Consider the following 14,413-nt stretch of genomic DNA (forward strand, 5'->3'; position numbering starts at 1 on the left):
CCATGCTGTGCACAGCAGCCGCAGCCGTCGGCACACCTCTCGGTCGCGGCGACAGGATCACTCGCGGGTCGATAGAGTTGCGGCCATGACCGCACACTTTGACGTCGTAGTCCTGGGCGCCGGTCCCGGAGGGTATGTCGCGGCAATTCGCGCCGCCCAGCTGGGCCTGAAGACCGCCATTGTCGAGAAGAAGTACTGGGGTGGTGTCTGCCTCAACGTGGGCTGCATCCCCACCAAGTCGTTGCTGCGCAACGCTGAGCTCGCGCACATCTTTACGCACGAGCGTGACTTCTTCGGCTTCAGCATCGACGGCGAGGTCAAGCTCGACTACGGCAAGGCGTACAGCCGGTCCCGTGACGTCTCCAACAAGATGGTCAAGGGCGTCCACTTCCTGATGAAGAAGAACAAGATCCAGGAGTTCGACGGCTGGGGCACCTTCACCGACGCCAAGACGATCGAGGTCACCAAGGACGACGGCTCCGTCGAGACGCTGACCGCCGAGAACATCATCATCGCGTCCGGTTCGGTGACCCGGATGCTGCCGGGGATGGAGCGCTCGGCCAACGTCGTCACCTACGAGGAGTTGATCCTCTCCGAGACGCTGCCGCAGAAGATCATCATCGGCGGCGCCGGCGCCATCGGCACCGAGTTCGCCTACGTCCTCAACTCCTACGGCGTCGACGTCACGATCGTGGAGTACCTGGACCGGATGATCCCGGTCGAGGATGCCGAGCTGGGCAAGGAGCTCGGCAAGGCCTACAAGAAGCTCGGTGTCAAGGTGATGACGGGTACCGCTGTCAAGAAGGTCGAGGACACCGGCTCCGGCGTCCGGATCACCGTGGAGCCCGCCGCCGGCGGTGACCAGCAGGTCCTCGAGGCCGACATGATGCTGTCCGCGTTCGGCTTCGCGCCCCGCACCGACGGCTACGGCCTGGAGAAGACCGGCGTCGCCCTCACCCAGCGAGGTGCGATCGAGATCGACGACTTCATGCGCACCAACGTGCCGGGCGTGTACGCCATCGGTGACGTGACGGCCAAGCTGATGCTGGCCCACACCGCCGAGGCCCAGGGCGTCGTCGCCGCGGAGACCATCGCCGGCGCCGAGACCATGCCGCTGAACTACGACATGATCCCGCACGCGACCTACTGCCAGCCCCAGATCGCTGCCTTCGGCTACACCGAGGAGAAAGCCAAGGAACTCGGCTACGACGTCAAGGTCGCCAAGTTCCCGTTCTCCGCGAACGGCAAGGCCAACGGGCTCGGTGAGACGGTCGGCTTCGTCAAGATCGTCGCCGACGCCACGTACGGGGAGATCCTCGGCGCGCACATGATCGGCCCGGAGGTCACCGAGCTGCTGCCCGAGCTCGTGCTCGCCCAGCAGTGGGACCTCACCGCCGAGGAGATCGGCCGCACGGTGCACTCGCACCCGACGCTCTCCGAGGCGATCAAGGAGGCCGCCGAGGGAATCGGTGGCCACATGATCAACCTCTGACCGCGGTCAGGCCCGGACGGTTCCGAGCCGGCACGAGCCCCGTCACCCATCGCTGGGGGACGGGGCTCCTGCCGTCGCAGCCGTCCCGGCCCTACCATGGCGTGATGGGTGCTCGCTTGTTCACCGCCATCGTCCCGCCGGATCGGGTCGTCGAGGAACTGGATGCCTTCCTCGAGCCCCGCCGGGTAGCCGAACCGCGCCTGCGCTGGACCCGCCCGGAGACCTGGCACCTCACCACCGCGTTCATGCCCGACGTGCCCGACGGGTCCCTGGACCGCCTGGTCGAGGGCCTCGACCAGGCAGCTGCACGCACCCCCGCCTTCGACCTGGCACTGGCCGGCGGGGGAGCGTTCCCCCACGCGCTGGAGACCCGGCTGCTGTGGCTCGGCGTGATGGAGGCCGCCGTGCAGCCGCTGGCGCAGCTGGCCGAGCGCAGCCGGAACGCGGCCGTCCGGTCCGGGGTCCGCGTCGACGGTGCGCGGTTCACGCCCCACCTCAGCCTGGCCAGGGCCGGCCGGCCGCTGGACACCACGCGGCTGATCCGGGTGCTGGACACGTTCGAGGCGCCAGGGTGGTTCGCCGACGAGCTGGTCCTGGTCCAGTCCCACCTGCACGACCAGGCCCGGCGCTACGAGGTGCTGGAGCGGTTCACGCTGGCCGGGCATCCGGGCGAGGAGAGGACGCGGAAGCCGTACGACACCGGCGAATGAGCCCTGGTGGCAGGAAGCCGCCCACCACCGCGTTGTCCTCCCGGCCGCGGCGCCCACTCCGGCACCCGTCGCGCGGGAGCGGCCCGGAGCCATGAAAGAGTGAAGCCATGAGCTTCCCTTCCGGCCGCCGCCTCGTCGTGGGCGCGGCGCTCGTCGACGACCTCGCCCGGCCGACCCGCATCCTTGCGGCTCGGCGCTACGCCACCTCGCAGGCGGGCGGCTGGGAGTTTCCCGGCGGCAAGGTCGAGCCCGGAGAGGCTCCGCTCGCCGCCCTGCACCGCGAACTGCGCGAGGAGCTCGACCTGCCGATCACCGTGGGCCGTGAGGTCCACGGCCCGATGCCCGACGGGGCCTGGCCCATCTCCGAGAGCTGGCGGATCCGGGTGTGGCTCGCCGAACCCGCGCGCAAGGACATCCGTCCGGGTGACGCCCATGACGCGGTGCGGTGGCTGGGCGTGGACGAGCTCGACAGCGTCGGTTGGCTGCCCGCCGACGACGCCATCGTGGCGGCCCTGCGGGCGCTGATGATCCCGGCTCGCGCCTGAGCGACACTGCACCGCTACGGATCGCCACCAGCCGGATCACCACCAGCCGACCCACCTCGCCCGGACCAGGAGGAACCACCATGACGCACCGGCCGCCGGAGCTGGGGGAGTTGTGTTCGCAGATGTCACTGGCCGCGGCCGAACCGGCCATCGGCACCGCTGCCGAGGCGACCTGCTGGGTGGTGCTGGAGCAGGACGGGCCCTGGGGTGCCAAGGCCGCGGTCCAGTCCAGGCTCGACCCCGTCCTGGGCGCCCGTATGGACCGTGCGGTCGCGGCGCTGGGTGGACGGTTCGCCCTGATGCGGGAGCCGGGAGCGCACCCCGATCGTCACCACGACGTACGACGGATCCTGGTCGCCGCCGGGCCGGTCGAGGCCCCCTGGCTGGTGGAGGGGACCATCGACGATCCCGACCAGCTGCTCCGGCTGCCCCTGGAATGCCTGGCCGACCCCTCTCCGGCACGACTCCTCGCGGCCATGCCGCAGTTGCGGATCGCCACCCGCCCGGTCCTCCTGGTGTGTACGAACGGCAAGCGGGACCGCTGCTGCGCGCTCACCGGGCGTCCGGTCGCCGACTCCGCCGGCCAGGCGTTCCCGGACCGGGTGTTCGAGACCACGCACCTGGGCGGCCACCGGTTCGCTGCCACCGCCGTGGTGCTGCCCTCGGGCCACGCGTACGCCCGCCTGGATGCCGACGCCGCGATCGCCGTCCTCGCCGCGGCCGATGAGCGCCGGATCTGCCCCGAGGTGGCCGACCCGGACCACTACCGCGGCCGCAGCGGTCTGCAGCGCCCCCAGCAGGTGGCCGAGTTCGCCTTCCGTGACGCTGTGGACGACTGGAGCGTCCCCGGTCCGCCGGTCGACCGGCCCGTCCCACTGGGCGAGGGCCGCTGGAGCGTACGGGTGGGCGGCGGGTCCGAAGGCCTCACGTTCGAGGTGGCCGCCGTCCTCACCGATCGGATGCGTCCGGAGTCCTGCGGCAAGCCCTCCGTCCCGGTACCGGAGTGGCGGACGACCCTCCTCGAGGACCCCGTGGCCGTCTGAGGGACCCACGGTCGTCCCTTCCGATGGACCGACGGGTTTTGCATTTTGCTATGGGATCATTAAGATCCCTGAATACCGGCGGGGAGTCGTTGACATCTCCCCGAGTGCCTCCCCATGAGGGATGCCGCGGTGTGATTCAGCCTGATGCCGAGGAGGCCCCGTGTCCGACGATTCCACCCCCACGACCACGACGCCGAGCGCGGCCCCGGCCGCGCGTGAGCACGTACGTGGCCCCCGGAAGGGCCGGCCCAACGGCCAGTGGGCCGTCGACGGCAAGAGCCCCCTGAACCACAACGAGGAGTACAAGCAGGAGGACGACGGCCTGAGCGTCCGCCGGCGGATCCTCGACACGTACTCCAAGGAGGGCTTCGACTCCATCGCGCCGGACGACCTCTTCGGTCGGATGCGCTGGTGGGGCCTCTACACCCAGCGTGCCCAGGGGCTGGACTCCTCCCACACCGGCAAGAGCGACGCCGAGCTCTCGGACACCTACTTCATGCAGCGGATCCGGGTCGACGGCCAGATCCTGAGCACCGAGCAGGTCCGTACGATCGCCGGCATCTCGCGGGACTTCGCCCGCAACACCCTGGACATCACCGACCGGCAGAACATCCAGCTGCACTGGGTCGCCATCGAGGACGTCCCCGAGCTGTGGGACCGCCTGGACGCGGTCGGCCTGAACACCATCACCGCCTGCGGCGACACGCCCCGCGGCTTCCTCGGCAGTCCGGTGGCCGGCATCGCCGCCGACGAGATCATCGACCCGACGCCGCTGATCGAGGAGATCCGCGAGCGCTTCATCAACGAGCCGCAGTTCACCAACCTGCCGCGCAAGTTCAAGACCGCGATCACCGGCCACCCGAGCCTGGATGTCTGCCACGAGATCAACGACATCTCCTTCGTCGGCGTCCGCCACCCGGAGCTGGGTGCCGGGTACGACCTGTGGATCGGTGGCGGCCTGTCGACCGCCCCGCGGTTCGCCGAGCGCCTCGGCGTCTTCGTCCGGCCCGAGGAGGCCGCCGATGTCTGGGCCGGGGTGATCTCGATCTTCCGCGACTACGGCTACCGCCGCCTGCGCAACAAGGCCCGGCTGAAGTTCCTGATGGCCGACTGGGGCCCGGAGAAGTTCCGCCAGGTCCTGCAGGACGAGTACTTGCACCGCGAGCTCCCGGACGGGCCCGCCGCGACCAGCAACGGCACGCCCGCCGACCATGTCGGCGTGCACGACCAGAAGGACGGCCGCAAGTACGTCGGCTTCGCCGCGACCGTCGGCCGTGTCGGTGGCGACAACTTCGCCCGGATCGCCGACCTGGCCGAGGCTGCCGGCTCGCACCGGGTCAGCCTCACCCCGCACCAGAAGCTCCTCGTCCTCGACGTTGACCCGGACAAGGTCGACCAGCTGGTCGAGGCGATGGCGGGGATCGGCCTGCAGGCCGACCCAGGCCCGTTCCGCCGTGCCACCATGGCCTGCACCGGCATCGAGTACTGCAAGCTCGCGTTCGTGGAGACCAAGGGCCTGGCCGCCCGGGTGATCGAGGACCTGGACCAGCGCTTCGACGGCGTACCGCTCGATCCGCCGATCAGCCTGAACATCAACGGCTGCCCCAACTCCTGCGCCCGGATCCAGACCGCCGACATCGGCCTCAAGGGACAGCTGCTGGGCGGGGAGTTCGGGTTCCAGATCCACCTGGGTGGTGGCCTGGCCTCCAAGGACCGCGAGGAGGCTGGCCTGGGCCGTACCGTCCGTGGTCTCAAGGTGAGCTCGGAGGACCTTCCGGGTTACGTTGATCGAGTGGTCCGGCGATTCCTGGACCAGCGACAGGGCGAAGAGACCTTCTCCGCCTGGGTAGCACGCAGTGATGAGAAGGAGTTCGTGTGACAACCGCACCCGACACAGCCCCCCGTAGTCACGGCCCCGGACGCCGTCGCACGGAGGATGAGCTGAAGGCCATCGCGGAGGAGGCGTCCGAGCGGTTCGCCGACGCCACCGCCGAGCAGGTCCTGGCCTGGGCGGCCGAGGAGTTCGGCGACGCCCTGGCGGTCGCCTGCTCGATGGCCGGGGACACCGTCCTGCCCGCCATCGTCTCCAGCGTGCACCCCGGTGTCGACGTGCTGTTCCTGGAGACCGGCTACCACTTCGCCGAGACCCTCGGGACCCGCGGCGAGATGGAGACGGTGCTGCCGGTGAACATCATCGACGTCCTGCCGGTGCTCACCGTCGCCCAGCAGGACGAGAAGTACGGCAAGGACCTCTTCGCCCGCGACCCGGGCCAGTGCTGCGCGATGCGCAAGGTCGAGCCGCTCAACCGTGAGCTCGGCGGCTACGAGGCCTGGGTGACCGGTGTCCGCCGCGAGGACAACGAGCTGCGCCGCCACGCCAGGCTGGTGGAGTGGGACAACACCCACCACATGGTCAAGATCAACCCGATCGCCGGCTGGACCTTCGACGACGTGATCGAGTACGCCGGCGAGCACGGTGTCCCGATCAACCCCCTGCTGACGGAGGGCTACCCCTCGATCGGCTGCGAACCCTGCACCCGAAAGGTGCTCCCCGGAGAAGACCCCCGGGCCGGCCGCTGGGCCGGTCTGGCCAAGACAGAATGCGGGATCCACCTGTGACGACCGAGATCGTGACCATCCTCGACGACGACAGCGACCTCCAGCCCTATGAGCTCAGCCAGCTCGACGTGCTGGAGAGCGAGTCGATCCACATCTTCCGGGAGGTGACCGCCGAGCTGGAGCGCCCCGTGCTGCTGTTCAGCGGCGGCAAGGACTCCGTGGTGATGCTGCACCTGGCGGCGAAGGCGTTCTACCCGGGTCGGGTGCCGTTCCCGGTGCTGCACGTGGACACCGGCCACAACTTCCCCGAGGTGCTCGAGTACCGCGACCGTACGGTCGAGCGGCTCGGCCTGAAGCTGATCGTGGCGAAGGTCCAGGACTACATCGACGACGGCCGGCTGGTCGAGCGTGCCGACGGCACCCGCAACCCGCTGCAGACCCAGCCGCTGCTCGATGCGATCGCCCAGGGCCGCTTCGACGCCGTGTACGGCGGCGGGCGGCGCGACGAGGAGAAGGCCCGTGCCAAGGAGCGGATCGTCAGCCTGCGCGACGAGTTCGGCCAGTGGGACCCGCGCAACCAGCGACCCGAGCTGTGGGACCTGTACAATGCCCGGCACCGTCCCGGCGAGCACGTCCGCGTGTTCCCGCTGAGCAACTGGACCGAGCTGGAGATCTGGCGCTACATCGCCAGGGAGAACATCGAGCTGCCGAGCCTCTACTACGCCCACGAGCGCGACGTCTTCCAGCGCGACGGGATGTGGCTGGCCGACGGACCGGTCTCCCGCCCCCGTGAGGGTGAGGAGATCGTCCGCAAGCTGGTGCGCTACCGCACGGTCGGCGACATGTCCTGCACCGGCGCCGTCGAGTCCGATGCGACCGACGTCTCGGGGGTCATCGCCGAGGTGGCCGCCACCACCCTGACCGAACGTGGCGCCACCCGCGCCGACGACCGCCTCTCCGAGGCGGCCATGGAGGACCGCAAGAAGGAAGGCTACTTCTGATGAGCACGCTGCTACGCCTGGCCACGGCCGGCTCCGTCGACGACGGCAAGTCGACCCTGGTGGGTCGCCTGCTGCACGACACGAAGTCGATCCTGGCCGACCAGATGGATGCGGTCGAGCGCGTCAGCCGCGAGCGGGGGATGACCGGTGCCGACCTGGCACTGCTCACCGACGGCCTGCGGGCCGAGCGCGAGCAGGGCATCACGATCGACGTGGCCTACCGCTACTTCGCCACCCCGCGGCGCTCGTTCATCCTCGCCGACTGCCCCGGCCACGTGCAGTACACCCGCAACACGGTGACCGGGTCCAGCACCGCCGACGTGATCGTGCTGCTGGTCGACGTCCGCCACGGTGTGCTCGAGCAGACCCGGCGCCACCTGGCGGTGGCCTCGCTGCTGCGGGTGCCGCACGTCATCGTCGCGGTGAACAAGATCGACCTGGCCGGTTACGCGGAGGACACCTTCCGCTCGATCGAGACCGACATCCGCCACGTCGCCGACGGACTCGGCCTGACCGACGTGATCGTGATCCCGGTCTCGGCACTGGTCGGCGACAACATCGCCGACGGGTCGGAGCGGACGCCCTGGTACGACGGACCCTCCCTGCTGGAGGTGCTGGAGGAGTTGCCGACCGGCGAGGACCCGACGCACCAGCCGTTCCGCTTCCCGGTCCAGTACGTGATCCGGCCGCAGTCCGGTGCCGTCGACGAGCGCTTCGCCGAGTATCGCGGGTACGCCGGCCGGATCGCCGCGGGTGTCGTCCGCCCCGGTGACGAGGTCGTCGTGCTGCCCTCGGGCAAGCGGTCCACGGTGGTCGGCATCGACCTGGCCGACAAGGAGCTGGAGGAGGCCTTCGCGCCGCAGTCGGTGACGCTGCGCCTGGCCGACGACATCGACATCGCCCGTGGTGACCTGATCGCCTCGGTCGACGACGCCCCGACCCCGACGCGCGACCTGGACGCCCTGGTCTGCTGGCTGGCCGAGCGCCCGCTGGTCGAGGGCAGCCGGGTGCTGGTGAAGAACGGCTCGCGCACGGTCCAGGCCGTGGTGCGGTCCCTCGACGCCAAGCTCGACCTCGACACGCTGCTGGGCGAGCACACCGAGCGGCTGGAGCTGAACGACATCGGCCGGGTCCGGCTCCGCCTGGCCTCCGAACTGCCGACCGAGGCGTACGCCCGGGCCCGCCACACCGGCGCCTTCCTGCTGGTCGACGGCCAGCAGGGCGGCACCCTCGCCGCCGGCATGGTGGTCAGCGCGGATCCGGACGGCGAGGCCGGCCCGGACTGGATCATCTGATGCTCCTGTCTGCCGTTCGCTCCCTAGGCCGTCGGGTCGCCGTCACCATCGGCGGCCCGGCGGTCCCGGGGCGGAGCGGGGCGGCATGACCCGCGTCGTGCTGGCCGCCCACGGCACCCGCGACCCCGGCGGCGCCCGCGTCATGGAGCTGCTCGCCCGGGCCGTCCGGGAGCGGTTGCCCGGCACGACCGTGGACCTCGGCTGGCTCTCGGTCCTCGAGCCGGAGCTGGCCCGGGTCCTCTCGGACGCTCCCACCGACATCGTCGTGCCGGTGCTGCTCAGCTCCGGCTACCACGTACTGGTCGACATCCCGGAGCTGGTCCACGCAGGGTCCGGGGCAACCGTCACCCCCCACCTGGGGCCGCACCGCCACGTCGTCCGCGCCCTGGCGGACCGGATCCACGAGGTCGACGCCGAGCCGGTCGCGGTCGTCCTGGCCGCGGCGGGCACCTCCCACCCGGTCGGACGCAGTGAGGCCCGCCAGGCCGCCGACATGCTGTCGGGCGTCCTCGGGGTCCCCGTAGGCGTGGCGTACGCGAGCGGCGAGGGACCGGACGTCCCCTCCGCCGTGGCAACGTTCATGGACGCCGGGGTGGCCCGGGTCACGGTGGCGCCCTACCTGCTGGCCCCCGGAATGTTCGCCGACCGGGTACGGACGGCCGCGTCGGCCGCCGGTGCCCGCTGCGCGGAGGTGCTGGCCGACCACCCTGCGATCATCGACCTGGTGGTCGAGCGAGTGCTCGGGGCCGCCGCACGCTCCGGCGGCTCCGATTCCGCACCGCGGCGGGAGAGCGCCGCGTAGACTCGTGTGCTGGCACCGGACCGCACCCTCGTGGTCGACCCGGCCCCCGGACGAAGGAGTCAGGACGCCATGGCCAATCGGGATCCGCGTGAAGCCGTGTTCGAAGCCGCCCTCGAGCGCGCCGACGTACACGATCGGGAGAACCTGCTGATCCTGCTCCGGGCCTTCTGGCGCGACCTGAGCACCGAGACCCTGTCCAAGCTGCGCCCCGAGGACGTGGTGGGTGCCGCCCTCTCCCATCGTGGCCTGGGCGAGGTGCGTCGGCCTGGGGAGTGCCTGGTCCGCGTGTTCACGCCGACCGTCGAGGCCAACGGGTGGGGCACCCGGAACACCGTCGTCCAGGTCATCAACGACGACATGGCGTTCCTCGTGGACTCGGTCACCGCGGCCCTGACCGCTGCCGGTGCCACGATCCGCTTCCTTACCCATCCCCAGCTGTCCGTGCCACGGGACGCCGAGGGGCGGCTGGTGGACGTCGCACCGATCGAGGAGGTCGAGGGGGCGGAGGGCGACGAGGCCGTCGAGGAGAAGTCCCACCGGGTCGAGGACCAGGTCGAGTCCTGGATCCACGTGGAGGTCCAGCGCACCACCGACCCTGACACGGTGCACCTGCTGGAGAGCCAGATCCGCGCCACCCTCGCCGACGTACGCACCGTCTACGAGGACTGGGAGGCGATGACCAAGCAGGCGCTGCGCTGTGCGATCGAGCTTGATCCCTACGTCGCGGCCAAGAACGCCGAGGCCCAGCAGGCATGCGACCTGCTCGACTGGCTGGCGGACGGGAACTTCGTCTTCCTGGGCTACCTGCGCTACCGACGCGACCGGGAGGGCGGACGCATCCCCGTCCCGGACAGCGGCCTGGGCCTGCTGCGCGAGGACACCGGGGACAGCGCCCTGCCGCTGACCCTGCCCTCGGCCCGGGAGGCCTGGGAGAAGTCGCTGTTCCTGGTCACCAAGGGCAACCGGCGGACGACAGTCCATCGCCGCGTCTTCCCCGACCACATCGTGGTGAAGACGTACGACAAGCAAGGACGGGAGACCGGCCACCACAGCTTCCTGGGACTGTTCACCTCCAACGCGTACAACGACTCGGTCACCAAGGTGCCCTACCTGCGCGACAAGGTGCGCGCGGTGCTGGAGCGGGCCGGCTTCACCCGGGAGGCCCACACCGGCAAGGCACTGCTCGCGGCCCTGGAGACCTATCCGCGCGACGAGATGTTCCGTTCGCCGATCGAGGAGCTCACCCGCCACGCGCTGGCGATCGTCCAGTTGCACGAGCAGACCCGGACCCGATTGTTCCTGAGCAAGGACCCGTTCGGGCGCTTCATGTCCTGCCTGGTCTACCTGCCGCGCGACCGCTACAACACCGTCGCGCGGATGAACGTGGCCGAGATCCTCCGCGAGACCTTCACCGGCGACTCGGTGGAGTACACCACGCGTGCCTCGGAGGAGGCGCTCGCCACCTTGCACTTCGTGATCCACGTCGCCCCGGACGTCGTCCTGCCCGACGTCGACCCCGACATGGTCGAGCACCAGATCGTCGAGGCCACCCGGGACTGGGACGAGGACCTGGCCGTGGCCACCGTCGAGGAGTTCGGCGAGGGCCTTGGCGACCGGTACGCCAAGGCGTTCCACGGCGGCTTCACCACCGCGTACAAGGAGGTCTTCCCGCCGCGCGTCGGCGCGGCCGACCTGCGCGAGCTGGAGGACATCAGGCCCGGCGAGCTGCGCCTGAACCTCTACACCACCCCGACCAGTCGCCCCGACGAGCGTCGGCTCAAGCTCTACAGCTACGGCCGGCTCTCGCTGAGCGCCCTGCTGCCGGTCTTCACCCACCTGGGGACCGAGGTGATCAGCGAGCGTCCGTACGTGCTGGAGCGCAGCGACGGGGCCGAGTTCCACATCTACGACTTCGCGCTCCGTCCCCAGGGCAGCGCAGGCTGGGGCGCGGGGGACAGCGACACCCGGGCCCGCTTCCAGGAGGCCTTCGCGGCGGCCTGGGAGGGTCGTACGGAGCCCGACGAGCTGGAGGGACTGGTCCTCGCGGCCGGGCTGACGTCGCGGCAGGTCGTCATCCTGCGCACCGTCACCGGCTACCTGCGCCAGGTCGGCATCGCCTACTCGCAGGCCTACCTGCGCTCCACCCTGCTCAACCACCCGCGGATCGCCGCGATGCTGGTCCGGCTCTTCGAGGTCCGGCTGTCTCCGGACCTCTTCGCCGGGACGCAGGTCGACGACTCCCGCCGGCTCGCGGAGGAGGAGATCGTCGGGGAGCTGGCCGAGCTGATCGCCTCGGTGCCCTCGCTGGAGCAGGACCGGATCCTGCGCCGGTACGTGGAGGTTATCCGGGGCACGCTGCGGACCAGCTTCTACCAGTACGACCGGCGTACGCCCGAGGATGCCGGATCGATCCAGCCCACCGTGGCACTGAAGGTCGACCCGTCCGGCATCCCCGGGATGCCCGACCCGCGACCGGCGTTCGAGATCTGGGTGTACGGACCACGCGTGGAGGGGGTGCACCTGCGCTTCGGCAAGGTCGCCCGTGGCGGCCTGCGCTGGTCGGACCGCCGCGAGGACTTCCGCACCGAGATCCTCGCGCTGGTCAAGGCCCAAGTGGTCAAGAACGCGGTGATCGTCCCGACCGGGGCCAAGGGCGGCTTCTACCCCAAGCGGCTCCCGAACCCGAACGTCGACCGCGAGGGCTGGGCCGCCCAGGGTCGTGAGGCGTACGCGACGTTCGTCGCCTCCCTGCTGGACGTGACCGACAACCTGATCGAGGGCAGCGTCGTCCCGCCCCCGCGCGTGGTGCGGCACGACGACGACGACACCTACCTGGTCGTCGCGGCGGACAAGGGCACCGCCCACTTCTCTGACCTCGCCAACGAGATTGCCCGGTCCTACGGCTTCTGGCTCGACGACGCCTTCGCCTCGGGCGGGTCGGCCGGCTACGACCACAAGGAGATGGGCATCACCGCCCGCGGCGCCTGGGAATCGGTCAAGCGGCACTTCCGCGAGCTCGGCCGGGACGTGCAGAGCGAGGCGTTCACCGTCGTCGGCATCGGCGACATGTCGGGTGACGTGTTCGGCAACGGGATGCTGCTCTCCCAGCACACCCGGCTGGTGGCCGCCTTCGACCATCGCGACATCTTCGTGGACCCCGAGCCGGACGCGGCCGTATCCTTCGCCGAGCGCCGCCGGCTCTTCGCACTGTCCCGGTCGTCCTGGCAGGACTACGACCACGGCCTGATCTCCGAGGGAGGCGGCGTCTTCTCCCGGAGCCTGAAGACCATCACGGTCACCGACCAGATGCGGGCGGCTCTGGGGATCGATCCCTCCGTGGAGACCATGACCCCGCAGGAGCTGCAACGGGCCATCCTGCTCGCGCCGGTGGACCTGCTGTGGTGCGGTGGCATCGGGACGTACGTCAAGGGCTCCGAGGAGTCGTCCTCCGACATCGGGGACCGCGCCAACGACGCGATCCGGGTCGACGGTGGCCAGTTGCGGGTGCGGGTGGTGGGCGAGGGTGCCAACCTCGCGTTCAGCCAGCGAGGCCGGATCGAGGCCGCCGGCAACGGGATCGGGATCAACACCGACGCCATCGACAACTCCGCCGGGGTGGACACCTCCGACCACGAGGTCAACCTGAAGATCCCCCTCACCGCGCTGATCCGCAGCGGTGAGATGACCTTCCGGCAGCGCGACCAGCTGCTGGTGGAGATGACCGACGACGTCGCGCAGCTGGTGCTGGAGGACAACTACCAGCAGAACCAGGTCCTCGGGCACTCCCGCGAGCGCGAGGGCCAGCGGCTGGGTGCGTACAGCCGGCTGATGGCCCAGCTGGAGGAGCGCAGCCTGCTCGACCGTGAGCTGGAGTTCCTGCCCTCGGACGCCGAGCTCCAGGTCCGGGAGAAGTCCGGGAAGGGGCTCACCAGCCCCGAGCGCGCCGTCCTGGTCGCGTACGTGAAGCTCGCCCTGAAGGACGCCATCGCGCCCAGTGGCCTGCCTGACGAGGCCTGGTTCGCCCGCGAGCTGAGGAATTACTTCCCGCGCCGGATCCGCAAGGACTATCCGCACCTGGCCGACTCCCACCCGCTGCGCCGGGAGATCATCACCAACGCCGTCGCGAACTCGGTGGTCAACCTGGGCGGGATGACCTTCACGCTGCGCGCCGAGGAGGAGACCGGGGCGACGCTGCCGGACATCTCCCGGGCGCTGGTGATAGCGCGAGAGGTCTTTGACATCAACCGGTACATGGCCCGGATCAAGGCGCTCGACAACAGGATCAGTACCCAGACCCAGGCCCGGCTGCACCGGGAGTCGCGCCGGTTGCTGGACCGCGCCACCCGCTGGTTCCTGCTGGAACGTCCCTCCGGCAGTGAGGTCGGGGCGGAGATCGACCGCTACCGTCCGGGGGTGGCGGCCTTCGAGGAGCGGATGGAGGAGCTGCTGCGCGGCGGTGAGCGCGACCGGTTCCACGCCGATGTCGTGGAGCTGGCCGGGGCCGGGGTCCCCGACGACCTCGCCCGGTGGGCGGAGGGGCTGCTGAGCGTCTTCGCGATGCTGGACGTCACCGACCTGGCCCGCGAGGCGGGGGAGGACATGACGGAGGTGGCCGAGCTCTACTTCTCGGTCTCCGAGCACTTCGCGATCGACAAGCTGCTGGACTCCATCAGTGCGCTGCCGCGCGACGACCTGTGGGACTCGATGGCTCGCAGCGCCGTCCGCGCCGATGTCTACGCGGCTGCCGAGGGCCTGACCTCCTCGGTGCTGTCGACGACCGACGGGGCGTCCGAGGTGGACGAGAGGTTGCGGCGCTGGCTCGACGCGAACGCCGCCGCCGCGGAGCGCGCGCACAGCTCGCTCGGGCAGCTGCAGAAGATCCCGGACGCCGGGCTGGCCCCGGTCTCGGTCGTCCTGCGGCACCTCAGGGCGATCTCGCGGTCGGGCTCCGCGGCGCGCTGAGCGG

General features: G+C 70.4%; 10 protein-coding genes. All 10 read left to right on the forward strand.

What is annotated here, in order from left to right:
- The first annotated feature begins 85 nt into the window (after positions 1-85).
- A complete protein-coding gene (lpdA, locus tag GA0111570_RS07150) occupies positions 86-1,492 on the forward strand; it encodes a dihydrolipoyl dehydrogenase (protein WP_092608518.1) in 1,407 nt (468 codons plus the stop codon).
- Positions 1,493-1,596: 104 nt separating this feature from the next.
- Complete coding sequence (thpR, locus tag GA0111570_RS07155) at positions 1,597-2,202, forward strand: RNA 2',3'-cyclic phosphodiesterase (protein WP_092608521.1); 606 nt, start codon at positions 1,597-1,599, stop codon at positions 2,200-2,202.
- Positions 2,203-2,309: 107 nt separating this feature from the next.
- Positions 2,310-2,747 (forward strand): (deoxy)nucleoside triphosphate pyrophosphohydrolase, encoded by a 438-nt coding sequence (locus GA0111570_RS07160; protein ID WP_092608524.1) that lies wholly within the window; start codon positions 2,310-2,312, stop codon positions 2,745-2,747.
- Positions 2,748-2,827: 80 nt separating this feature from the next.
- Positions 2,828-3,790 (forward strand): ferredoxin family protein, encoded by a 963-nt coding sequence (locus GA0111570_RS07165; RefSeq protein ID WP_092608527.1) that lies wholly within the window; start codon positions 2,828-2,830, stop codon positions 3,788-3,790.
- A 160-nt stretch (positions 3,791-3,950) separates the two neighbouring features.
- Positions 3,951-5,669, forward strand: coding sequence for a nitrite/sulfite reductase (locus GA0111570_RS07170; protein ID WP_092608530.1), 1,719 nt, complete (start codon positions 3,951-3,953; stop codon positions 5,667-5,669).
- Positions 5,666-6,409 carry a phosphoadenylyl-sulfate reductase gene (locus GA0111570_RS07175; protein WP_092608533.1) on the forward strand — a complete coding sequence of 248 codons (744 nt, stop codon included), beginning with the start codon at positions 5,666-5,668 and terminating at the stop codon, positions 6,407-6,409. The genes GA0111570_RS07170 and GA0111570_RS07175 overlap by 4 nt, the downstream gene beginning before the upstream one ends.
- Positions 6,406-7,350, forward strand: a complete 945-nt coding sequence (cysD, locus tag GA0111570_RS07180; protein WP_425438611.1) for a sulfate adenylyltransferase subunit CysD — start codon at positions 6,406-6,408, stop codon at positions 7,348-7,350. The genes GA0111570_RS07175 and cysD overlap by 4 nt, the downstream gene beginning before the upstream one ends.
- Positions 7,350-8,645, forward strand: coding sequence for a sulfate adenylyltransferase subunit 1 (locus GA0111570_RS07185; protein WP_092608539.1), 1,296 nt, complete (start codon positions 7,350-7,352; stop codon positions 8,643-8,645). The genes cysD and GA0111570_RS07185 overlap by 1 nt, the downstream gene beginning before the upstream one ends.
- Before the next feature lie 85 nt (positions 8,646-8,730).
- Positions 8,731-9,447: a sirohydrochlorin chelatase gene (locus tag GA0111570_RS07190; protein ID WP_092608541.1), complete on the forward strand. Its 717-nt coding sequence runs from the start codon at positions 8,731-8,733 to the stop codon at positions 9,445-9,447.
- Between the two features lie 69 nt (positions 9,448-9,516).
- Entirely contained in the window at positions 9,517-14,409 is a 4,893-nt protein-coding gene (locus tag GA0111570_RS07195; protein WP_092608544.1) for an NAD-glutamate dehydrogenase, read from the forward strand.
- Positions 14,410-14,413: the final 4 nt, after the last annotated feature.

Origin of the sequence: Raineyella antarctica (assembly GCF_900092135.1) — a bacterium.
Classification (GTDB): Bacteria; Actinomycetota; Actinomycetes; order Propionibacteriales; family Propionibacteriaceae; genus Raineyella; species Raineyella antarctica.

Coding starts and splice junctions, on each gene's coding strand:
- thpR (WP_092608521.1), top strand. CDS start 1,597: ATGGGTGCTCGCTTGTTCACCGCCATCGTCCCGCCGGATCGGGTCGTC.
- GA0111570_RS07195 (WP_092608544.1), top strand. CDS start 9,517: ATGGCCAATCGGGATCCGCGTGAAGCCGTGTTCGAAGCCGCCCTCGAG.
- GA0111570_RS07160 (WP_092608524.1), top strand. CDS start 2,310: ATGAGCTTCCCTTCCGGCCGCCGCCTCGTCGTGGGCGCGGCGCTCGTC.
- GA0111570_RS07185 (WP_092608539.1), top strand. CDS start 7,350: ATGAGCACGCTGCTACGCCTGGCCACGGCCGGCTCCGTCGACGACGGC.
- GA0111570_RS07165 (WP_092608527.1), top strand. CDS start 2,828: ATGACGCACCGGCCGCCGGAGCTGGGGGAGTTGTGTTCGCAGATGTCA.
- lpdA (WP_092608518.1), top strand. CDS start 86: ATGACCGCACACTTTGACGTCGTAGTCCTGGGCGCCGGTCCCGGAGGG.
- GA0111570_RS07190 (WP_092608541.1), top strand. CDS start 8,731: ATGACCCGCGTCGTGCTGGCCGCCCACGGCACCCGCGACCCCGGCGGC.